This window comes from Micromonospora sp. NPDC001898 (genome assembly GCF_042891255.1).
GTDB lineage: Bacteria > Actinomycetota > Actinomycetes > Mycobacteriales > Micromonosporaceae > Micromonospora.
The window spans coordinates 1-21,681 of record NZ_JBIATC010000033.1 but is presented as its reverse complement, the minus strand read 5'-3'; the positions used below and the strand labels follow the sequence as shown (position 1 = coordinate 21,681).

15 protein-coding genes and 1 pseudogene are annotated in these 21,681 nt (G+C 69.9%); 9 read left to right on the top strand and 7 right to left on the bottom strand.

The window, feature by feature from the left end; translation table 11 throughout:
- Nucleotides 1-87 precede the first annotated feature (87 nt).
- Together ACFYZF_RS29760 and ACFYZF_RS29755 are read left to right on the top strand one after the other, a co-directional pair.
- A complete protein-coding gene (locus ACFYZF_RS29760) occupies nucleotides 88-3,540 on the top strand; it encodes a M28 family peptidase (RefSeq protein ID WP_387026374.1) in 3,453 nt (1,150 codons plus the stop codon).
- A 162-nt stretch (nucleotides 3,541-3,702) separates the two neighbouring features.
- Nucleotides 3,703-4,989: an IS256 family transposase gene (locus tag ACFYZF_RS29755; protein WP_387026372.1), complete on the top strand. Its 1,287-nt coding sequence runs from the start codon at nucleotides 3,703-3,705 to the stop codon at nucleotides 4,987-4,989.
- Nucleotides 4,990-5,072: 83 nt separating this feature from the next.
- On the opposite strand, the gene ACFYZF_RS29750 is transcribed toward ACFYZF_RS29755, so the two are convergent.
- Complete coding sequence (locus ACFYZF_RS29750; RefSeq protein ID WP_387026370.1) at nucleotides 5,073-6,071, bottom strand: zinc-binding alcohol dehydrogenase family protein; 999 nt, start codon at nucleotides 6,069-6,071, stop codon at nucleotides 5,073-5,075.
- 87 nt (nucleotides 6,072-6,158) lie between these two features.
- On the opposite strand from ACFYZF_RS29750, the gene ACFYZF_RS29745 reads away from it, so the two are divergent.
- Nucleotides 6,159-6,581, top strand: coding sequence for a MarR family winged helix-turn-helix transcriptional regulator (locus tag ACFYZF_RS29745; RefSeq protein ID WP_387026368.1), 423 nt, complete (start codon nucleotides 6,159-6,161; stop codon nucleotides 6,579-6,581).
- A gap of 220 nt (nucleotides 6,582-6,801) precedes the next feature.
- A pseudogene (locus ACFYZF_RS29740) lies at nucleotides 6,802-7,354 on the top strand (transposase family protein); the annotation flags it as partial.
- A 458-nt stretch (nucleotides 7,355-7,812) separates the two neighbouring features.
- Here the strand turns inward: ACFYZF_RS29740 and ACFYZF_RS29735 are convergent.
- Both ACFYZF_RS29735 and ACFYZF_RS29730 read right to left on the bottom strand, forming a co-directional pair.
- The gene (locus ACFYZF_RS29735) at nucleotides 7,813-8,484 is read right to left on the bottom strand and encodes a response regulator (protein WP_387026366.1); all 672 of its coding nucleotides are present in this window, start codon (nucleotides 8,482-8,484) and stop codon (nucleotides 7,813-7,815) included.
- Nucleotides 8,481-9,797: a sensor histidine kinase gene (locus tag ACFYZF_RS29730; protein ID WP_387026364.1), complete on the bottom strand. Its 1,317-nt coding sequence runs from the start codon at nucleotides 9,795-9,797 to the stop codon at nucleotides 8,481-8,483. The genes ACFYZF_RS29735 and ACFYZF_RS29730 overlap by 4 nt, the downstream gene beginning before the upstream one ends.
- Nucleotides 9,798-10,002: 205 nt before the next feature.
- Between ACFYZF_RS29730 and ACFYZF_RS29725 the strand changes: the two genes are divergently transcribed.
- The 3 genes from ACFYZF_RS29725 to ACFYZF_RS29715 all read left to right on the top strand — a co-directional run bounded on the left by ACFYZF_RS29725 (nucleotide 10,003) and on the right by ACFYZF_RS29715 (nucleotide 14,302).
- On the top strand, nucleotides 10,003-10,704 hold the full coding sequence (locus ACFYZF_RS29725) for an ABC transporter ATP-binding protein (protein ID WP_387026362.1): 702 nt from the start codon (nucleotides 10,003-10,005) through the stop codon (nucleotides 10,702-10,704).
- Nucleotides 10,701-13,061 carry an FtsX-like permease family protein gene (locus tag ACFYZF_RS29720; protein ID WP_387026360.1) on the top strand — a complete coding sequence of 787 codons (2,361 nt, stop codon included), beginning with the start codon at nucleotides 10,701-10,703 and terminating at the stop codon, nucleotides 13,059-13,061. The genes ACFYZF_RS29725 and ACFYZF_RS29720 overlap by 4 nt, the downstream gene beginning before the upstream one ends.
- A 137-nt stretch (nucleotides 13,062-13,198) precedes the next feature.
- Entirely contained in the window at nucleotides 13,199-14,302 is a 1,104-nt protein-coding gene (locus ACFYZF_RS29715) for an alpha/beta hydrolase family protein (RefSeq protein ID WP_387026358.1), read from the top strand.
- Between the two features lie 47 nt (nucleotides 14,303-14,349).
- Here the strand turns inward: ACFYZF_RS29715 and ACFYZF_RS29710 are convergent, their stop codons facing one another.
- The 4 genes from ACFYZF_RS29710 to ACFYZF_RS29695 all read right to left on the bottom strand — a co-directional run bounded on the left by ACFYZF_RS29710 (nucleotide 14,350) and on the right by ACFYZF_RS29695 (nucleotide 19,576).
- Entirely contained in the window at nucleotides 14,350-14,658 is a 309-nt protein-coding gene (locus ACFYZF_RS29710; RefSeq protein ID WP_387026356.1) for a hypothetical protein, read from the bottom strand.
- 131 nt (nucleotides 14,659-14,789) lie between these two features.
- Complete coding sequence (locus tag ACFYZF_RS29705) at nucleotides 14,790-14,939, bottom strand: hypothetical protein (protein ID WP_387026354.1); 150 nt, start codon at nucleotides 14,937-14,939, stop codon at nucleotides 14,790-14,792.
- A 10-nt stretch (nucleotides 14,940-14,949) separates the two neighbouring features.
- On the bottom strand, nucleotides 14,950-17,667 hold the full coding sequence (locus tag ACFYZF_RS29700; protein ID WP_387026352.1) for an AAA family ATPase: 2,718 nt from the start codon (nucleotides 17,665-17,667) through the stop codon (nucleotides 14,950-14,952).
- Nucleotides 17,668-17,734: 67 nt separating this feature from the next.
- Nucleotides 17,735-19,576 (bottom strand): proprotein convertase P-domain-containing protein, encoded by a 1,842-nt coding sequence (locus ACFYZF_RS29695; protein ID WP_387026350.1) that lies wholly within the window; start codon nucleotides 19,574-19,576, stop codon nucleotides 17,735-17,737.
- A 450-nt stretch (nucleotides 19,577-20,026) separates the two neighbouring features.
- Here ACFYZF_RS29695 and glsA point away from each other — a divergent pair, with 450 nt between their 5' ends.
- Both glsA and ACFYZF_RS29685 read left to right on the top strand, forming a co-directional pair.
- Nucleotides 20,027-20,911 (top strand): glutaminase A, encoded by an 885-nt coding sequence (glsA, locus tag ACFYZF_RS29690; RefSeq protein WP_387026348.1) that lies wholly within the window; start codon nucleotides 20,027-20,029, stop codon nucleotides 20,909-20,911.
- Nucleotides 20,912-21,421: 510 nt separating this feature from the next.
- The gene (locus ACFYZF_RS29685) at nucleotides 21,422-21,628 is read left to right on the top strand and encodes a hypothetical protein (RefSeq protein ID WP_387026346.1); all 207 of its coding nucleotides are present in this window, start codon (nucleotides 21,422-21,424) and stop codon (nucleotides 21,626-21,628) included.
- Nucleotides 21,629-21,681 lie beyond the last annotated feature (53 nt).

Below are 21,681 nucleotides of genomic sequence, written 5' to 3'. Positions count from 1 at the left end.
CCCTCAACCCATCTCGGCGGGAGGATTATGATGTATCGAAGAACTGCCGTGGCGGCCGCTGTCGCGGTTGCGCTTACCCTGGGCACCGTGACTGGGGTGGCCACCCAGTCGACCGCAGCCACCCCGCCCCCTACACCGACGGTGGCGCAGAGCCCGCTGTCGCTGGCGATCTCTGCAGCCGACCGCGCCGCCGACGGCGGTCACGACGCGCTGGCGAAAGGCCCCTTCGAGCAGTACGACCGTCGCATGGTGATCCCGTGGGTGGACGGCCTGTTCTCCATTGCCTACGAGCGCACCTACCGGGGCCTGCCGGTGGTCGGCGGCGACGCCGCCGTGCTCGCCGACGCCCGGGGCGCCATCCGGGCGATCTCGGCCGCCACCAAGACGAAGATCAACGTCTCCGTCGTGCCGACGGTCGCCGCCGACCGCGCCGAGCAGACCGCCAAGGGCCTGCTCACCAAGGTCGACCGGGTCGAGTCGCGCACCCTCGTGGTGCACGTCAAGGACAGCACCGCGCGACTCGCGTGGGAGGTCGTCGTCGCCGGGCGCACCGCCTCGGCGCCCAGCCACCTGCATGTCTTCGTGGACGCGCGCAACGGCCAGGTGCTGGCCAAGCAGGAGGACGCCGCGGCCGGTTCCGGCACCGGCAAGTGGAACGGGCCCAGCCCACTGTCGATCACCACGTCGCAGTCGGGCAGCACGTACTACCTGCGCGACACCACGCGCACCGGCCTGAACTGCCAGGACTACAGCACCAGCACCGTCTTCTCCGGCGCCGACGACAGCTGGGGCAACGGGGTGGGCACCAGCAAGGAGACCGGCTGCGTCGACGCGGTGTACTCGGCGCAGAAGGAATGGGACATGCTGTCGGCCTGGCTGGGCCGCAACGGGCACAACGGCAACGGTGGCAGCTGGCCGATCAAGGTCGGCCTGAACGAGCAGAACGCCTACTGGGACGGCTCGACGATCACGATCGGCAAGAACTCGGCAGGCAACTGGATCTCATCGATGGATGTGGTGGGTCACGAGTTCGGCCACGGCATGGACCAGAACACCCCCGGCGGCACCAGCTCCGAAGCCGGCCTCGGCGAAGCCACCGGCGACATCTTCGGCGCCCTGACCGAGGCATACGCCAACCAGTCCAGCGCCTACGACGAACCCGACTACCTGGTCGGTGAGGAGATCGACATCGTCGGCGACGGCCCGATCCGCAACATGTACAACCCCTCGCTGGTCGGCGGCCACCCGAACTGCTACTCCTCGTCGATCCCGAACACGGAGGTACACGCGGCCGCAGGTCCGCTCAACCACTGGTTCTACCTGCTCGCCGAGGGCAGCGCGCCGGGCGGCGGCAAGCCGAACAGCCCCATCTGCTCGGGCGGCCCGTCGTCGGTCACCGGCGTGGGCATCCAGTCCGCCGGAAAGATCTTCTACGGCGGCATGCTGCTGAAGACCTCCGGCATGACCCACAAGAAGTACCGCACCGCGACCCTGACCGCCGCGAAGAACCTGGACTCCTCGTGCGTCCTGTTCAATCGGACCAAGGACGCGTGGAACGCGGTCGCGGTCCCGGCCCAGACCGGTGACCCGACCTGCACCGGTTCCAGCACCGACTTCTCCGTCTCGGTCAGCCCCACCTCGGGCAGCGTCAACGCGGGCTCCTCGGTCACCGCGACGGTCAACACCGCGACCGTCTCCGGCAGCGCCCAGACCGTGTCGCTGACCTCCTCGGGTGCCCCGTCGGGGGTCACCGTGTCGTTCAGCCCGACGTCGGTGACGTCGGGCAACAGCTCCACGATGACGGTGGCGACCACGTCCAGTGCGGCTGCGGGCACGTACACCATCACCGTGACCGGCGCCGGTTCGATCACCCACACCGCGCAGTACACGCTCACGGTCAACGGCGGCACCCCCGGTGGCACCGCGCCGGACATCGACGTCGCCAACGTGCAGGCGCACCTGACACAGCTCAGCACCATCGCCACCAACAACGGCGGCACCCGCCGCTCGACCGGCCAGGGCTACCTGCAGTCGGTGGCGTACGTCAAGGGCAAGCTGCAGGCCGCCGGCTTCACCGTCACCGAGCAGCCCTGCACCTCCGGCTGCACCAGCGGTGCAGGCCCGAACCTGATCGCCGAGTGGCCGGGCGGTAACGCGAGCAACGTCTACATGTTCGGCGCCCACCTGGACGGCGTCTCGGTCGGTCCGGGCATCAACGACAACGGCTCCGGCTCGGCGGCGCTGCTCGAGGTCGCCCTCGCGCTGGCCGCGCAGAACCCGACCATGCTGAACAAGGTCCGCTTCGGCTGGTGGACCGACGAGGAACAGGGCCTCAACGGCTCCAAGTTCTACGTCAACTCGCTGACCAGTACCCAGCGAACGGCGATCAAGGCCTACTACAACTTCGACATGATCGCGTCGAAGAACGGCGGCTACTTCATCAACAACATCACCTCGACCGCGTCGCAGCCGATGAAGGCGTACTGGGACTCCCTCAGCCTGCAGCCGGAGGAGAACGTCGAGGGCCAGGGCCGTTCCGACGACTACTCGTTCCAGAACGCGGGCATCCCGACCTCCGGTTACGCGATGGGCGCCAGCGCCACCAAGACGTCGGCCCAGGCGTCGAAGTGGGGCGGCACGGCCGGTCAGTCCTACGACTCCTGCTACCACTCCTCGTGCGACACCCTCAGCAACATCGACGCCACCGCGCTGAACCGGGCTGCCGACGGCATCGCCTACACGCTGTGGAACCGGGCGGTCGGCACCTCGACGCCGACCAACGACTTCTCGATCTCGGCCAGCCCCGCGTCGGGCACCGTGAACGCGGGGTCCAGCACCACGACCACCGTCGGCACCGCCACCACCTCGGGCAGCGCCCAGACGGTTACCCTGACCGCCAGCGGCGCCCCCACGGGCGTAACGGTCTCGTTCAGCCCGTCGTCGGTCACCTCCGGCAGCTCGTCGACCGCCACCATCGCGGTCGGCTCGTCGGTGGCCGGCGGCACCTACACCATCACCATCACCGGCACGGGGTCGGTGTCGCACAGCACCACGTACACGCTGACCGTGCCCGGCGGACCGGGCGGCTGTACCGCCGCCCAGCTGATCGTCAACGGAGGGTTCGAGAGGGGCACCTCGCCGTGGACCGGCTCCACCGGCGCGATCGGCACCTCTATCGGGCAGGTGCCGCGCAGCGGCACCCGGTACGCGTGGCTCGGCGGCAACGGCTACACCGCGACCGAGGCCATCAGCCAGACCGTCACCATCCCGTCGGGCTGCACCAGTGCGGTGCTGACCTACTGGCTGCACATCGACACGAACGAGTACGGGGCGCTCGCCTACGACGTGTTCACGATCAAGGCCAACGGCACCACCGTGGCGTCGCTGTCCAACATGAACGCTGCCACGGGCTACACGCAGCGCACCGTCAACCTCGGCGCGTACGCCGGCCAGACGGTCACGCTGACCTTCACCGGCACCGAGGACGCCTACCTGCAGACCAGCTTCGTGCTGGACGACGTGACCCTGCAGATCGGCTGAGTTCAACGGCAGGGTGGGGCGCTCGCCCCACCCTGCCGCAGGTCCTACGCCTGCGACTGCCGCAGCTCGACTGGCCAGAACCGGCGAGGGCCGAGTCTGTGGAGCTAAAGGTGTTTCCGGCCTGACCCGCCAGGCGTTGTGCCTGGTGAGGAGGGTGCCGTGATGACCGCGACACTGAACGATGTGCCCGGACGGAAGAAGCGGCCTGAGCCGTCGGCGGAGGCGAAGGCCGCCGTTGAGCTTGTCCGGGCGGCCAAGGAACAGGGTCTGTCGCTGACCGGCCCGGACGGGCTGCTCAAGCAGTTGACCAAGACGGTCCTGGAGACCGCGTTGAACGAGGAGATGACCGAGCACCTCGGCTACGAGAAGCACGACCCGGCGGGCGCCGGCGCGAGCAACATTCGTAACGGCACCCGGCCGAAGGCGGTGCTGACCGACGCGTCGGGGCCGGTACAGATCGACGTGCCGCGGGACCGGGCGGGCACCTTCGAACCGCAGATCGTGCGTAAGCGGCAGCGGCGCCTGTCCGGCGTCGACGAGGTCGTGTTGTCGTTGTATGCCAAGGGCTTGACGACCGGGGAGATCAGCGCTCACTTCGCCGAGATCTACGGTGCCTCGGTCAGCAAGGAGACCATCTCGCGGATCACCGACAAGGTCATCGAGGAGATGACCGACTGGTCCCACCGGCCCCTGGACGAGATCTACGCGGCGGTGTTCATCGACGCGATCGTGGTCAAGGTTCGTGACGGGCAGGTCGCGAACCGGCCGTTCTACGCCGCGATCGGCGTCACCCTCGACGGTGAGAAGGACATCCTCGGCTTGTGGGCCGGCACCGGCGGTGAGGGCGCGAAGTTCTGGATGAGCGTGCTGACCGACCTGCGCAACCGCGGCGTCAAAGACGTGTTCTTCCTCGTCTGCGACGGCCTCAAGGGGCTGCCGGAGGTCGTCACGAACGTGTGGCCCCGCACGATCGTGCAGACGTGCATCATCCATTTGATCCGCAACACCTTCCGGCTCACCTCACGGCGGTACTGGGACGAGTTGAAGCGGGATGTCAAGCCGATCTACACCGCTGTCAACGCCACCGCTGCCAGGGCGGCGTTCGACGACCTGGCCGACAAGTGGGGCGACCGGTATCCGGCGGTGATCCGCCTGTGGGACAACGCCTGGGCGGAGTTCATCCCGTTCCTCGACTACGACACCGAGATCCGCACCGTCATCTGCTCCACCAACGCGATCGAATCGTTGAACGCCCGCTACCGGCGGGCGGTGAAGGCCCGGGGCCACTTCCCGAACGAGCTGGCCGCGTTGAAGTGTCTGTACCTGGTGACCCGGTCCCTGGACCCCACCGGCGCCGGCAGAACCCGATGGACGATGCGCTGGAAACCCGCGTTGAACGCCTTCGCCATCACCTTCAGCGACCGCTTCCCCGCCGCTGAAACCTACTAACCAAGATCGCCGGAAACACCCTTAGCGAGACAGGCCCGAGCTGAGCAGCCTGCGTTAACTGTCGAATGACCGCTTGTTGCGTCCTATTGGACCTTGAGGGCCAGCTTCCCGACGTAGTGATCGTTCAGGGCGCGATGCGCATCCTCGACTTGCTCCAACGGGAAGGTCCTGGCGACGTGGACCTCGAAGGAACTCGCCTCGATGATGGCGTTCAGCCGATCGGTGGCGGTGCGGCTTCGATCCCCGTCGTAGTGGGACACCGTCGCGCCCGGCGACGTTACAGGCACGGGCAGGACACCGTTCGGCCAGGCGATCCGTCCCGAGTTCTTGATCGAGCGAAGAGACCGTTCGGCAGTCTCGCCTCCCACAGTGACCAGAGCCGCGTCGAGCCCGCCTGGTGCGAACTCGAATGCCGCAGCCAACACATCATCTTTGCGACCGTCGATGGCGTCGTCGGCGCCCAGTCGCCGGGCCAGGGCGACACCGTCGTCGCCAGAGGCCACGGCCAACACTCGGATGCCGCTGTGCCGCGCCAGCTGCACGGCCATGTGCCCGACACCCCCGCTGGCGCCGAAGACCATAAGCGTCTCGTTCGGCCGCAGGCCGAGCAGATCGAGGCCGCTCAGTGCAGTCAGGGCATCCCAAGCCATCGCGCCGGCCTGTTCGGTCGGCATCCGGTCGGGCACGCGCGCCACGAACTCCGCCTCGACGACGGCGTACTCGGCGTAGAAGCCGCCCCGCGGTGCCGGCATCGTCGCAGCGTAGACACGCTCGCCCACGTCGAACCGGGTGACATTGCGTCCGACCGCGGCCACCGTGCCCGCCGCGTCCCAGCCGAGGACATAGGGGAAGGTCGACGCGACGCCGAAAGCGCCGTCGTAGTCCCCCTCCCGCTCGACCGCGTCCCAGGACCCGACCCCTGCGAACTCTACCCGGATGAGGACGTCGTCGTCGCCGACCTCCGGGAGCGGTATCCGGCGCGACGAGAGTTCGTCGACTCCGCCGAACCGGTCGAGGACGACCGCGCTCATCTGCGGCACCACGATCGCGCCGCCCGCTGTGCGCTCGACTCTGCTGTCCATCGGCCCTCCTTCTTTACTTGAGTGGATCAAGGATCATTGGAGCACAGCTATTTGAGTGAATCAAGTAACTCTCTTAGACTGGAAGCCATGGCGTTGCCGAGCGGCCCCGTAATCACCTCGTCCGAGGCCGAGGCCGTCTTGTTCGACCTGGTCGACCTATACGACCGCGCCTACGAGGCAGCCGCGGCCGAGCTGTCGCTCAGCTCGGCGCAGGCATGTGTGCTCGGGCGACTCGATGAGCGACGTGGCATGGGCGCCTTGGCCGAGGAGCTCGGCTGCGATGCCTCCAACATCACCCAGATCGTCGCGCGTCTCGAAGCGCTCGGCCTCGTGGCCCGTGAATCGAATCCCCGGGACCGCCGTGCACGACTCGTCGCGCGAACCCCCCGAGGAGACGAGATCAACCATCGGTTCGCAACAGCCTTTACCTTCGCCCGCATGGCGGTCGGACGACTCTCGCCCGACGAACAGGACCAGTTGACGGCGCTGCTGCGAAAAGCACTGGGCTGACTCGCACCCGCGGCCCACCCAATCAAGGTGGATCCAACGGCTTCATGGGTGCGGGGCGCAGCAGTGAGCCTTTCCGCGTAACGGGGTGAGTACTGAGGGTGTCCGTCCTGGTGGGCGGTGCGGACACGCCCGACCCTGTTGTGGTGCAACGTGAAGACGCAGAACCCCGGTATGAAGTGGTCCTCTCACAGATCAACTTCAGTTGGGGTCCTGCGTCGTCATGAGTGTCACATACACCGCCACGCTGCCGGTACGCGAGGAGACCGTGTTGTTCCTGTCCGAGCTCCTGCACGCAGAACGGCAACGGCGTGGGAACCCGCGCCGGGACCCGGGCGCTGGGCTGTTTCAAGCAGGCGATCCTGGTGTTGCGCTGGTTTTTGGACGGCACCCGGGTAAAGCGGTTGGCCCTGGACAACCAGGTCAGCTCGTCGACCGGCTACGACTACCTCCATGAAGGCATCCGGGTCCTCGCCGCGCACGCGCCGCGATTGGAATCGGTGCTTCTCGCGGCGAAGATGGCCGGCTATGCCCATGTGAACATCGATGGGACGCTGATCGAGACCGACCGGTGCCGTACGCCGGGGCCGAAACCAGGGGTAGATTTGTGGTGGCCCGGCAAGCACGACAACCATGGTGGCAACGTGCAGATCGTGACCGCTCCGGACGGGTGGCCGCTGTGGACCTCACCGGTACGGCCCGGCCGCGAGCATGACACGACCGCCCTGCGTAAACATGACATCCTGCCCCTGCTGGCCATCTGGATCACCGACCAAAGCCGGGTGCTCGGCGAGTCCCGTGCGATCCGAATCGCCGGAGCCGTCCTGAACGAGGTGCCCGCAGCAGTCATCCTGGACAGCGCAGACGTGCTCCTCCGGGCGCCGGAAATCCCGGCCATCCATGATTTGATCACCTCCACGGTTCCTGGTACCGGCTGCACGCCGACCGTTCGCCCTGATGGAGGTGCTCGGTGACCACGCCCGCCCACGTCGGCAAGACGTCGAAGGTCAAGCCTCGCCCGGGTCCGCCGTCCGGTTCTCATCGTGCTGGCCGCCGAGCCGAATCGCGCGTCCACGGTCACTGAGATCGCCAAGGGCAGCAGGTAGAGCGTGGCGAACCGCGGGTGTCCTCGGCGGCAGGTCGTCCAGCGCGATCGGCACCGCACTCCGCCGCCTCACCAATGACGCCGCGGTCACGCTGGCCGAAGGCCCGCCCCGCCGGTACACGATCACCGTCAGTCCGGTGGTACGGGACTGGCTACGCCGGTCCGGTACGCGACGACGACGGCTTGGACCCGGTCGCGCAGGCCGAGCTTGGCGAGGATGCGGGCGACGTGCGACTTCACGGTGGCTTCGGACAGGTGCAGGCGTTCGGCGAGTTCGGCGTTGCTGAGGCCTTCGGCGAGCAGGCGCAGCACTTCCAACTCGCGGGCGGTTAGTGCGCTCAGGTCGCGGTGGATCGCGGTCGTGTCGGTGTCGCGGCGGGCGAACCGTTCGACGAGGCGGCGGGTGATGGCGGGCGCGAGCAGCGCGTCGCCGGAGCGGACCAGGCGCACGGCGGCGACCAGGTATTCGGGGCTGACGTCCTTGAGGAGGAAGCCGCTGGCCCCGGCGGACAGCGCCGCGTACACGTACTGGTCGAGGTCGAACGTGGTGAGCATGACCACGCGTGGCTCGTCCGCGGCGCCGGTCAGGATGCGTCGGGTGGCCTCCAACCCGTCCAGCTCCGGCATCCGGATGTCCATGAGGACCACGTCAGGGCGGGTACGCCTGACCGCGTCGACCGCTTCGGTGCCGTCGGTAGCCATGGCGACGACATCGATGCCGTGGCCCGTCAGGATCATCTGGAAGCCGGCCCGAACCAATGCCTGATCATCGGCGATCACTACGCGCAGTGGCAGGGTCACGGGGCTTCCAGGGGAATTTGTGTGTGGACGCGGTAGCCGCCGCTGGGGCGTGGCCCGGCGTGCAGGGTTCCACCATAGACGGCGAGGCGTTCCTGGAGCCCAATCAGCCCGCGTCCGTTGCCGGTCGTGGCTGACGCACGCGGCGCGCCGCCACTGTTGGTCACCTCCACGCGGAGGTGGCTGGCGCCGTACTCGACGGCGACGGTTGCGGATGCGCCGCCCGCGTGCTTGACGGTGTTCGTCAACGACTCCTGCACGACCCGGTAGGCCGCCAGTTCGATCCCGGGCGATAGAGGACGTGGTTGCCCGGCCACGTTCAGCTGGACCGGTACACCGCTGGCCCGTACGCCTGCGACCAAGGCCTCCAGCCGGTCCAGGCCGGGTTGGGGCGCGAGCTCCGCGGCGCCGGTCGGGTCGGGGCCGGCGACGTTCATTGTCAGTAGCCCCATGACGTGGCGCAGCTCGGACATCGCCGCCCGACCGCCGGCCTCGACCGCGAGCAGCGCCTGGCGGACCTGCTCCTGGTCGGGCTGCATCATTGTGCGGGCGGCGCCGGCCTGGATGACCATCATGCTGACGTTGTGGGTGACGACGTCGTGCAGTTCCCGGGCGATGCGGGCGCGTTCCTGCTCGGTCGCACGGCGTAGCGCCTCGTCCCGTTCGCGTTCCGACGCGGCCGTCTGCGCGCGTTCCTCGTCGGTCCGGCGCCGCCACCGGCGTAGCCCGTCGGTTGCGATCGCGAGCGGGATCAGGACCAGGGCCGGGACGGCGTCGCTGGTTACGATGGGCAGCGTCGGCGACTGGAGTTGCTGGAGCTGGCTGTACAGCAGGGCCGCTAGGAGCTGACTGGCCAGCACCGGGATCCGGTACGGGCTGTAGACCGCGGCGCTGTACGCGGCGATCGCGCAGACGTAGAACGAGAACCGGATCGTCGCGCGGTCGTCCGTGACCGCCGCTACTACCGGGGCCATGGCCATGACGATCCAGAGCACCGCGAGCGGATACCGGCGGCGAGTCACGAGCGGCGCGGCGATCAGCAGCATCACGATCGCCCAGGCGACATGATGGTACGCGAGCGGGTCGAGCGTGTCCGTTGGTTCCACCCGAATCGGCGGTCCCGGCAGCGCCGGGTCCGGCGTGTCGGCGACGGTGGGCCTGGAGACCACGCCGTAGCTCTGCTGGATCGCGATGGCGCTGATGCCCAGCGTGAGTATCGCGTCGAATTCCTGGCTGCGCCGCGATGGTCGGGGCAGCGGACCGGACGGGCGCAGCAGTTGCCGGCCCCAGTCCCGCAGTCGGTCGATGATCTCCACCGGGCTATCCTCGCTGGCCAGCCAAGGCCTGCGGTATTGGTCCGGAGAACGAGCGGGCTCCACCGCTCGCATAGTCCTCAAGGATGACGTCGGCCGGGTTCATCCCTGCGAGCCAACGAGGATGCCTCTCCGGGCCGACGCGCCCTGCATGGCCGAACACCTAGCGTCGATCTCCGCAAGGAAAGCCGAACCGAGGGAGACGCGTATGACCGTGCCGGTGATCGATTTGCAGAACGTGAGCCGCAGGTACGACGAAGGGCCGCCCGCGCTGCACGACACGTCGCTGAGCGTCGCGCCGGGCGAGGCGGTCGCGATCCTCGGGCCGTCCGGCAGCGGCAAGTCCACGTTGCTCAACCTGATCGCCGGACTGGACCGGCCGAGCAGCGGCACTGTGACCGTGGACGGCGTCCGCGTCGACCAGCTGAACGAAGCCGGCTCGGCCCGCTACCGGCGGGACAAGATCGGCATGGTGTTCCAGTTCTTCAACCTCCTCGACGACCTGACCGTCGCCGACAACGTCGTCCTGCCGGCGCAGCTGTCCGGCATGGCGCGCGACGCCGCGCAGCGCCGGGCCAAGCAGTTGCTCGACGCGCTCGGCGTGGCTCCGCACGCCGACGCGTACCCGGGCCGGCTCTCCGGCGGCGAGCGGCAGCGCGTCGCGGTGGCCCGAGCGCTGATGAACCGCCCGACGCTGCTGCTGGCCGATGAACCGACCGGCGCGCTGGACACCAAGTCCGGTGAGGACGTCAAGCAACTGCTCAACGACCTGCACGACGACGGCCAGACCATCGTCCTGGTCACGCATGACCTGGCGCTGGCGGAGTCCTGCGCGACCCGCATGCTCCGGCTCGTGGACGGCCGGGTCGTCGCGGACGTCCGGAGCACCACCGCGGGACGGGCCCGATGAGCGCACTGGGACGCGTGGTGCGCTCGGGCGTGGGCCGCCGCCGGGTCCAGACGATCGTGATCGGGCTGGCCACGATGATCGCGGTGACCGCGTCGGTGCTCGGCGGGTCGCTGGTCGTGGCGTCCAGCGGGCCGTTCGGCCGGACGTTCGCCCAGCAACACGGCGCGCACCTGACCGCGCAGTTCGACGCCGGCAAGACCACACCCGCGCGGATGTCGGCGTCCGCGCGGGCTGCGGGTGTCACCGTGGCGGCCGGTCCGTTCCCGACCGCGTCCGCGACGCCGCGCGACAACAGCGTCGACCGGGAGCTGTCCCCGATGACCGTCGTCGGCCGCGCCGCGCCGAGCGGAGGCGTCGACGATGTGCTGCTGAGCCAGGGGCAGTGGGTGACCGGCCCCGGCCAGATCGTGATCTCCGCGGACTACCCCATCGGGCCGTCCCCGGTGGGCACCGTCCTGCGCTTCGCCGAGTTGCCGGGGAGCCCGACGCTGAAGGTGGTCGGCATGGCCCGGTCGGTCAGCCAAACCGCCGACGCCTGGGTGTCACCATCCGACATCGCCATGCTGACCGCGCCCGGCGCGACCGGCGGCTACCAGATGCTTTACCGCTTCGCCGCGGCGAGCACCGCCGCGCAGGTCGACCAGGGCCGAGCGGCGGTGGCCGCGGCGGCCGGCCCGGAGGCGTTGACCGGGACGCAGTCCTGGCTCACCGTCAAGGAGGCCAACGACCGCAACACCGCTCTGTTCCTGCCGTTCCTGGTCGCGTTCGGGGCACTGGGCGTGATCATGTCGGTGCTCATCGTCGGTAACGTGATCGCCGGCGCGGTCGGTGCCGGCACGCGACGGATCGGCATCCTCAAGGCCATCGGGTTCACGCCCGCGCAGGTCGTACGGGCCTACGTGGCCCAGGCGCTGATCCCGGCCGCAGCCGGCATCGCAGCCGGCGTCGTGGCCGGCAATCTCCTCGCCATCCCAGTGCTGGCCGATGCCGACCAGCTCTACGGCACGACCACGGCGGGCGTCGCCTGGTGGGTTGACGCGGTCGTGGTCGCCGGCGCGCTCGGCGTCGTGGCGCTGGTCGCGTGGGCGGCGGCGTTACGAGCAGGTCGGCTTCGCACCGTCGACGCGATCGCCGTCGGACGTACCCCGCGTCCCGGTCGCGGCCAGTGGGCGGCCCGGCTGACCGCCCGGCTTCCGCTGCCCCGGCCGGTGAGTCTCGGGCTGGCCTACCCGTTCGCCCGTCCGGTCCGCGCGGCCGCCATGCTCGCGGCGATCGTGTTCGGCGCCACCACGGTCACGTTCGCCGTCGGCGTGGCCGCCTCGCTGAACCAGGTGCAGGTCGCCAAGGACCACGCCGCCGCCGACGTGGTCATCGACACGTTCGGCCCGCCGGGCGGCGGGAACCCGACGCCCACCACCCCGAAGGCACTGAGCGCCGACGAGATCACCACGATCACGACGGCGATCAAGGCCCAGCCCGGGACGGAGCGGTACTACAGCGTCGCCAACACGAGGGTCGCCGTCGCCGGGATGGCCGGCTCCGCCCGGCTCTACGCGTTCACCGGCGACGCATCCTGGGGCGGATACGAGATGGTCGCCGGCCGTTGGTTCACACGCCCCGGCGAGGTCACTGTGCCGGGGACGTTCCTGAGCGCGACCGGCACCCGGATCGGGGACACGGTCGTGCTGACCGATCACGGCAAGGCGGTACCGGTCCGGATCGTGGGCGAGGTCTTCCACCCCACCAACGTCCTGCTGGTGTTCGCCGACGCCGCCACGTTGGCGGCCACGAAACCGAACCTGATCGCCGCGAGCTACCACATCGGGCTCACTGACGGCACGGACGTGGCCTCCTACGTGGCCGGCCTGAACACCGCACTGGGGTCGTCGGATCTCATCGCGCAGTCCGGGCAGTCCGGCGACAGTAGCGACACGATAGTGCTGCTCGACGCGATGGCCGCCCTGCTCACGCTGATGCTGGTCACCGTCGCCGGAATGGGCGTGCTGAACGTGGTCGTGCTCGACACCCGCGAACGCGTCCGCGACCTTGGCATCCACAAGGCATTGGGGATGACGCCCCGGCAAACCATCGCGATGGTCATCGCCTCGGTCGTCGTGACCGGGCTCGCCGGCGGCACCATCGGCACATCGGCCGGCGTGGCCTTGCACCGCGTGGTCGTGCCCGCGATGGGCAGTGGCGCCGGCATCACCCTGCCCGTCTCCGTCACCGACGTCTACCAGCCGGCCAGCCTGGCACTGCTCGGCCTCGGCGGCCTGCTGATCGCGATCCTGGGCGCGCTGCTGCCGGCCGGCTGGGCCGCCCGCACCCGCACCGCTGTCGCACTGCGCACCGAATAGATCTCCTGTAGAGGAAGCCCATGTTGAAACGGCTACTCGTCACCGCGACCGCGGTGGGCGTCACCGTAACCGTGGCGGCACTAGCGTCCGTGGCGTTCGCATCCACCGGGGAAACCGGGAGCGACGGGGGTGCGACCGTGACCGCACACACCTCGTCCGACACACCGGCTGCGCCATATCTGCCGAAACCAACCGGCACCCAACCGGTCGGCACCACGTCGCTGTACCTGAGAGACACCTCCCGCCCCGACCCGTGGGTGGCTGAGGCGGACGCCCGGGAGTTGATGGTCTCGCTGTGGTACCCGGCGAAGTCGACGGGCAAGCAGCGGGCACAGTACATGACACCGATGGAGTCAGAGCTGCTGCTGAAGGAAGGCGGCATCACCAGCATCCCTTACGACACGTTCAGCAAGACCAGAACCAACGCATTCACCGACACCAAACCGGCCGGCCGAAAACGTTCCGTGCCGCTGATCGTGCTCTCACCCGGCTTCACCAAACCCCGCAGCGTACTCACCGCGTTGGCCGAAGACCTGGCCAGCCACGGCTACGTCGTGGCCAGCATCGAACACACCTACGAGAGCGTCGCCACGACCTTCCCGGACGGCCGGGTCACCACGTGTCTCGCGTGCGAGGTCCCCGACCGGACCGAAACGTTCTGGAAGAAGCTGGATCAGGGCCGGGCGGCCGACGTCTCGTTCGTCCTCGACGAGCTGACCCGGCCGCACTCGAAGTGGAGCGGCGCCTCGCTGATCGATCCTTCCCGGATCACGATGGCGGGCCACTCGGCCGGCGGAGCGAGCACGTTGGCGGCCATGGCGACGGACACCCGGCTGCGCGCCGGAATCGACATCGACGGCCTCACCAACGACCCGATCCCGGACACCGTGCTGTCCCGGCCGTTCCTGTTCCTCGGGCGCCAGTCCAACTTCAGCCCGGGAATGCCATCGGCGCGGTCGTGGGAGCGCGAATGGCAACACCTGACCGGATGGAAGTGCTGGCTCGTGGTCACCGGCGCAGTGCACGCGTCCTTCACCGACGTGGCCATCCTCGCCGAACAGATCAACCTGGACATCGGAGCAGATCTGCCCGCGACCCGCTCGATGGAAATCACCCGCGCCTACACCCGAGCCTTTTTCGACCGACACCTGCGCGAAAAACCACAACCGTTGCTGGACGGACCATCGACACCCTACCCCGAGGTGACATTCTGCGCTGTGGAAACCCACACGTGCGCCTAGCCTGACCTTTAACTTTTGGCGGATCGGGCACCGTCCTCCGTCGATCACTAGCGCAGCCCTTGGTTGATCATTCTTCTTTGAGGGAAGACATCATTAGGCAGCTCGGACAGCGGCGTGTCGGCGGTTAGGTCCGCGACGAGGTCCACGAGCTTGGTGCGGACCTGGCTGAGGATGCCCGCGACCACCGGTTTGCTCATAACGTAGTGCAGGCTGACGATGCCCTGGAACGGGCCGAGCTGGTCGTTCCAGATGCTCTGGGCATGGGCCAGGCCTGGCGAGGTGAAAAACAACCTCCCCTGCCCGGCAAGCTGTTCCAACTCCTCAATTGGCTGCCTAAATGGGAACTCGTCTGGCATGAACTCCCAGGCCTCTGCGGCAACTGGTGCCGGGCCATGATCTGGTTCTAGGCCCATGTGTTCCCACTGATCGAGTCCACTGAGATCGGCACGCTGTAGACCTTGCGGTAATTCGGGACCTCGGCATCGCCCTACCCGTTGAGTTCCTTGCGCGCCCAATCTCTCAACGTTTGAGAGCCGGTCTCGGCACCGAGCAGCAGGCACTTACGGAGCAGCCCTGCGAGCGGCTCCGACTCATCGATTAGGTGCTCGCGCAGCGAGCGAAGCAGGGTGTCGGTCATCTATTAGAGGCTAGAGAGAGCGATCAACCCGCTGCCCTGTCGAGACGAGCAGGTGGTGCAGCTGTGCGCGGGACCGTACGCCGGTGCGCCGGTACAGCTTCGTCAGTGTCGCCTCGACGGTCTTCACGCTCAGGAACAGCCGCGCGGCGATCTCGCGGTTCGAAGCCCCGCCGGTCGCCAGGCGCACGATCTGCGTCTCGGCGTCGGACAGCTCCGGAGCCGTCTCGGTCAGCGCGTCCGGGTGGCTGCGCTCGGCGGCCGCGCGCGCCGACGCGGCCCAGAAGTCGGCTCCCGCGTCAGCGAAGACCTCGTCTGCCTGCTGCAAGGCCTCACGGGCAGCCGAGCGCCGGCGCCGCCGGCGTTCCGCCCCGGCCAGTGCCAGCAGGCTGCGGCCGCGTTCCAGGGGCATGCCGAGCATCGCGAACTGCTCCTGGGAGCGGCGTAGCAGCACGACGGCGTGGGCCGGCTCGGACACCGCACACCGGTAGACCCCCTCGGCCCGGTCCAGGGCCGCGGTGACGCCCGCCCGGCCCAGCTCGCCGGCCACCGCCCGGGTCTCGCTGATCAACTGCTCGGCCGCGCCGGCCTGGCCCGCCCCGACCAACGCTTCGGCGAGGTCGCCGTGCCAGCGCAGCAGGGACGGGTCGCGGACCTGCTGGCGCTGCTCGAGTTCCTGGACGTGGCGCAGCGCCCGTACGGCGGCGGTGGCGTCGCGGCAGGCGAGGTCGATCTGCCCGATGGCGTGCCAGGCACGGGCGAGGTAGATCTGGTCGTGCTCGCAGGTGGACGCGGCCAGGGCCCGCTCGGCGTAGGAGCGGGCCCGCTCGGACGAGCCGACGGCCAGCTCGGCCAGGGCGGCGGTGTAGCACGACGGCCCCGGTGACAGCCCGGCCCGCTCGCTCAGCCGCAGCGCCCGCATCGACCGGGTGGCTGCGGAGTGGCAGCGGCCCGCGCGGAGTTCGACCTCGGCCAGGGAGCGCAGGATGTCGACGATGTCCTCGGGGATGCCGGACGACTCCGCCGCGGGCAGCTTGGCGAGCAGCCCCCGGCGCGCCTGGGTGAGGTGGTCGTCGAAGAACGCGTGCCGCAGGGCGAGGTAGCGCGGCGAGTTGTGCAGCCCGTACGCGGCGGGCGTCTCCGGCAGCGCCAGGGCCCGGGTCAGGGTCGACTCGGCGGCGGGGTCGCCGAGGATGCGTTCCATCCGGGCGACCATGGTCAGCGCGAGGGCCTCGTCCGGGCCCTGCGCGGCGAGGCGGGCGTGGCGGGCCGCGGCGCGGGCCTGCCCGGCGGCGCGGCGTGGGGAGCCTTCGGCGAGGTTGGCACGCCACGCCAGGCGCAGCCGGACGGCGGCGATGAGGGCGTGGTCGTCACCGGCTTCGGCGAGTGCTCGGGCGAGCAGGTCGTCGAGTCCGTCGAGAGCCTGTCCTGCCGCGTCGGCCATGGCGACGCGGGCGCGGGCGCGGTCGGCCGGGGTGGACGGTGTCTCTTCGAGCAGGTTCACGGCGGCGCGTACCAGGTCGGTGCGACCGGCTGCGCCCCCCGCGGCGGCTGCGGCGATCAGCCAGGAGGCGATCCGGTCGGCGGGGACGGCCAGGGTGGCGAGCGTGGCGGCGCGCAGCGCCAGTTCGGCGGCGCGGGTGGGCCGGCCCTGGGCCAGCGCGGCGGCGGAGGCGTCGGCCAGTGACCGGGCCAGTGCCGCGTCGGGGGTCTGACCGACGGCGCTGGTGTGCCACAGCCGGGTGCTGTCGTCGTCGGCGATCGCGGCGAGTGCGCGGTGGCATTCGGCCAGCTCGTCGAGGTCGGCGTCGTGCCTGAGGGTGAGCGCCACGGCCCCGGCGGGCAGGGTGATCCGCCCGCTGGGGCTCAGCTCGGCGAGGCCGGCGTCGCGCGCGGCGGTGAGGTCCCTGGCGGCGCCGTCGCGGCCCGCGCGGTGCAGCAGCTGCAGGGTGGGCCGCTCGGCCAGTGCGGCGAGCAGCAGGGATCTGCGCTGGGAGGCGTCGAGCGGGGCCAGCATGCGGCGGGCTGCCGACAGCACGGCCGGGGTGGGTGTGGTGGTGTCGAAGGCGGCGGGGTCCACGCCGGTGCCCGCTGCGGTGCACAGGGCCAGGATCAGGCCCGGGTTGCCGCCCGCGGCGGCGTGTATCTTGCCGGCGAGCCGGGCCGGTATCGTGTGCCTGCTCAGCAGTTGCGCGGTGTGGTGCAGTTCCAGCGGCGGCAGGGCGAGCGACGTGGTGCCGGGCAGCGGCGGCTGCTCCGGGCCGGTCGTGGCCAGTACGCCGAGGGTCTTGCCGCCGCGGCGCAGGAGGTAGGCGAGGATCTCGCGGCTGGGCGGGTCGAGCCAGTGGGCGTCGTCGATGACGAGGACCCCGGTCTGCAGGAGGCTGAGCAGCGCCAGGCGCAGGGCGAGCGGTTCGGGGTCGCCGGGGTGGCGGTTGAGCACCGCGTCGACGGCGTGGCGTTGCGGGACCGGCAGGGCGTCGCCGAGGCGTCCCTGCGCATCCAGCAGCATGAGCAGGTCCGCCAGTGCGCAGAATGCGATGTCGCGGTCGGCGTGGCTGGGGTGCAGGGTCCAGATGGGACGTATGCCGTCGGTGGCGGCGGCGGCCACAGCGGTGCGGCCCGATCCGGCGGGACCGTGCAGGGTGATCCGGCCCCCGTCGGCCAGCAGCCCTCGAACGGTGGCGAGCAACGTTTCCCGGCCGATGAGGTCGGTGCCGCTGGTGTCCATGTCGCCTCACAGCGTAGGGGCAGCCGGGGTGCGCCGGGAGACCGCACACCCCGGCTGCCGCGGGCTGCTACAGGGTGATCGACCAGCTGTCGAGCACACCGGTGTTACCGGGGCCGTAGTCGGTGACGCGCAGTTTCCAGACGCCGCTCGCGGGGTTGAACACCGACGGGACGGTGAAGGTCACCGGGCCGTTCCACGGGGTGCAGGTGAAGCCGCCGTTGTACTTGACGGCGTAGAGGTAGCCGTTGGGCGCGACCAGGAAGATGCCCAGGTCTTCGGCACAGGTGTGGTTGATGGTGACGACCAGCTTGACCGTGCTCGCCGCGGATCCGGTCGCGGTGGACGTGACCGGGCTGAAGAGCTGGTTGTAGTCGTAGATCTGGTAGTCGGTGTTGCTGGTGAAGGTGCGCCCGCTTCCGCCGGCGGGCTTGGTGCGCACGGAGAGTGCGGCGGTGGGGCCGGAGCTGTTGTTCGCGGCGTCGCGGGCCTGGACGGTGAACGAGTACGCCGTGTCGGCGGTCAGGCCGTTGACGGTCGCGGTCAGGCCGGTGACCGTGGTGGCCAGCGCCGATCCGCGGTAGACGTCGTACGCGGTGACGCCGACGTTGTCGGTGGCGGCGTCCCAGGCCAGCGAGACGGAGTTCGCTGTGGTGGCCGTGGCGCGCGGGTTGCCGGGCGCGGTCGGGGCGGCCGTGTCGCCGCCTGAGCCGGTGACGAGAGTGAGGTTCCACTTGGCCAGGGCCTCGTTGACCGGCTGGAAGATGGACAGGTCCCCGTCGGTCGGGTTGGTCACGCAGCTGGACGGGCCGCCGTCGTGCAGGCCGACGGCCTTGTCGCCGAGCAGCCAGCCGCCGCCGGAGTCGCCGCCCAGCGAGCAGGCCGTGGTCCAGGTCAGGTCCTCGATGATCATGCCGCCGCCGTAGTCGACGGACTTGTGCGTGTACTTGACGACGCCGCACTGCCACTTGGAGGTGTTGCCGGAGTGGCAGACCCGGTCGCCGACCATCGCCTCGGCGGAGCCGGTGACGGTGACGGCGGGCTGATCCCAGGTGTTGACCGAGGCGGACAGGTTCCAGCCCGCCTCAGTGACGGCGACGACGCCCATGTCGCCCTCAGGGGCGTTGACGCTGCGGGTGCCGCCGACGTTCGAGGTGCCGATCTTGTTCTGCTGGCCCGACTGGCCGTATGCGGCCTGGTTGGCGTTGTCGGTGCAGTGCCCGGCGGTGAGGAAGTGCTTGCCGCCGGCGGAGTCGGTGGCGGCGAACCCGACGGAGCAGTTGCTCTCGGTGCCGGGCCACCAAGGGCTGCCGGTGCGGATGTCGCCGGCCTGCTGGCGCGGCTGGGAGTCGCTGTGCACGAGCCTGACCCCGCTGCCGAGGGCACGCAGCCGCGCGACCGCGGCGTCGGTCGCGGCGGTCTGCCGGGTCGTGTTGACGTTGACGTTGACCACATTGGCCTGCACGTCGACGCCCCAGCCGTAGATGCCGGGCACACCCTTGCCGACGACCGTCCGGACGGCCCCGGCCAGCCGTCCCAGCTCGGCCGGACCGCGTTTGACCAGCTGCGGCTGCGCGCCTGCGGCGTGGACCTGTGCGGCGGCGGCTTCAGTGGTCACCGCGACGATCAGGCCACGCTGCGGGTCGAACCACTTGCCGGACGACTGTGCCTGCAGCGGCGCGGGCAGCGCGGCGGCGACGCGGTGCGCCCTGTCCTGTGCCTGGAGGTCACGGCGGGCGTCGTCGGCGCTGATGCCCAGGGCGCGGGCGACACCGTCGACCGCGGCCGCGGTCGCGCTCGGCGGTGGGGCGCTCGACGCCGTGGCCGAGGTGACGGTCCAGGCCGTGACGGTCATGGTGCTCAGTAATGCCGCGCCGGCGAGCGCGGCGGTGAATCTGGTGCGGGAACGCATCATCTCTCCTCGGATGTGGGGTACTCGGAGGTCCCCCGCCGCCGTCCGCATAGGAGACACGTGGCCCGCAGGTTGGGAAACCGTTGAAGGCGCCACCCACCCCGCATCGATGAAGATCGGTCCGGGTCGGGTGGACCGAAGATATGGCTGGCTACTGCGGTGCAGAACCCGCGACCTGTCCGGCAGGCGAACGCAAGGGAGAACCCTATTCACGCCGCGTCCACCCGGCGGCCGGCAGCGCGGCCCGGGTGAGGCAGGCACCCGCGGATGCAAGGGCTTTCCCGGTTTCGCGCACCCGGTCCCCGTCGGCACGATGAACCGGGCCGCGGCACACCAGCGCCGCGGCCGGGCGGAACCGTACGCGGGCCGACCTCCACGCCACGGAACCTGCGGAATGGCCGGGCACGTCCCGGTCACCTCAGGGCTGCCCGCCACCGCGACCGTCTACCAGTGGAGCCGCAGTTGAAACTCGACGTCGTCGTGGAGACGGTGTACGCCGCTGCGCAGCTCATCGCAGCCCCCGACCGGCGCTTCGGCCTCGCCGTGGCGACCGTCGACGGCCGCATGCACGGTGCCGGGCAGTGGCGGGAGCCGTTCGCGATCCAGAGCATCGCCAAGGTGTTCGCCCTGGCCCAGGTCATTGCCCTCGACGGCGACAAGGTCTGGGAGCGGGTCGGTCGCAGGCCCTCCAGCCGCCCCTACAATGCGATCTCCGAGTTGGACACCGAATGCGGCATTCCCCGCAACCCGCTGCTCAACTCGGGCGCGCTCGTCGTCGTCGACCGGCTACTGGAACTCACCGGCGGCCAGGCCTGCCACAGCGTGCTCGACCTGGTCCGGGCCGAGTCCGCCAACCCGGCCCTGGACATCGACGCCGCCGTGGCCCGCGACGAGCACGAACGCGCCGAGCGCAACACCGCCATCGCGCACCTCGTCGCGGCCTACGGCAACCTGCACCACGCCGTCGACACGGTGTTGACGCACTACATCTGGCAGTGCGCGATCATGGCCAGCTGCCACGACCTCGCCCAGGCCGGGCTGCTGCTGGCCCGTGGCGGCGTACGGGCCGACGGACGGCAGCTGCTGGCTCCGCAGGACACCAGGCGCATCAACGCCACCATGCTGACCTGCGGCGCCTACGAGGCGAGTGCCGACGTCGCGCACCGCGTCGGACTCCCCCTGAAGTCGGGGGTGGGGGGAGGGATCCTGGCCGTGGCGCCCCACGTGGGCACGGTCTGCGTGTGGGGCCCCGGCCTGGACTCCTCCGGCAACTCCGTGTCCGGCATGCTCGCCCTCGAACACTTCGCCTCGCTGAGCGGCTGGTCGGTGTTCTGACCGCAGACACCCCGGCCCGCCCTGCCCCGGCCATCCGAAGTGCGCTGCGGCGCAGGAGGCGGCTGAGGGTCCGCTCCCCCACTCCGGTCGCGATGCCCAGGGCTGCCAGGGTGCGCGGATCTGCGGGATCCCGGTGCAGGAGGTCGCGCACGGCGGCAAGACGGGATCGGCGGGAGCGGGCACCTGGACAGCTTGCATTTCTGATTGCGCTGTTTCGACTATGTGCGTCGATACGCTCGGTGTGACCTGACAGCGCAGGGCGGTCCACCCGGACGCCCGTACCGGAGGCGAGGACAGGGTGATCGAGAGCAACGACCGGCCCCGCCGCTGCGCCGCGCTGGCTGCTGACCGGCACCCCGCTGGAGAACCGGGTGTCGGAGTTCGCCGCGCTCACCGAGCACGTCAACGCCGACGTCGCCCGCCAGGCCGCCGCGGCCCCGTCGGCCGAGGCGTTCCGGCAGGCCATCGCCCCCGCGTACCTGCGCCGCAACCAATCCGACGTGCTCGGACATGCTGATTTTCGGCGTCTACAGTGCTTCGGTGTTCCTCGGTACCCTGCTGGGTGGGCTGTTCCTGCTCTGGAGTCTCTTGAAAGGAGACCGGATCTGGTCGGCGGTGGCGCTCGGCACCGCCGCGACGTCGCCGACGTTCCTGCTCGTGGCGGCGGCCACGATAATGAGCCCTTTTCATCGTGGGTTTCGGCTGGTGTGGATGTGATGTAGGACGAGGATGGCCTGGACGATCGCGGTGGCGCGTCGAGGGCAGCAGCG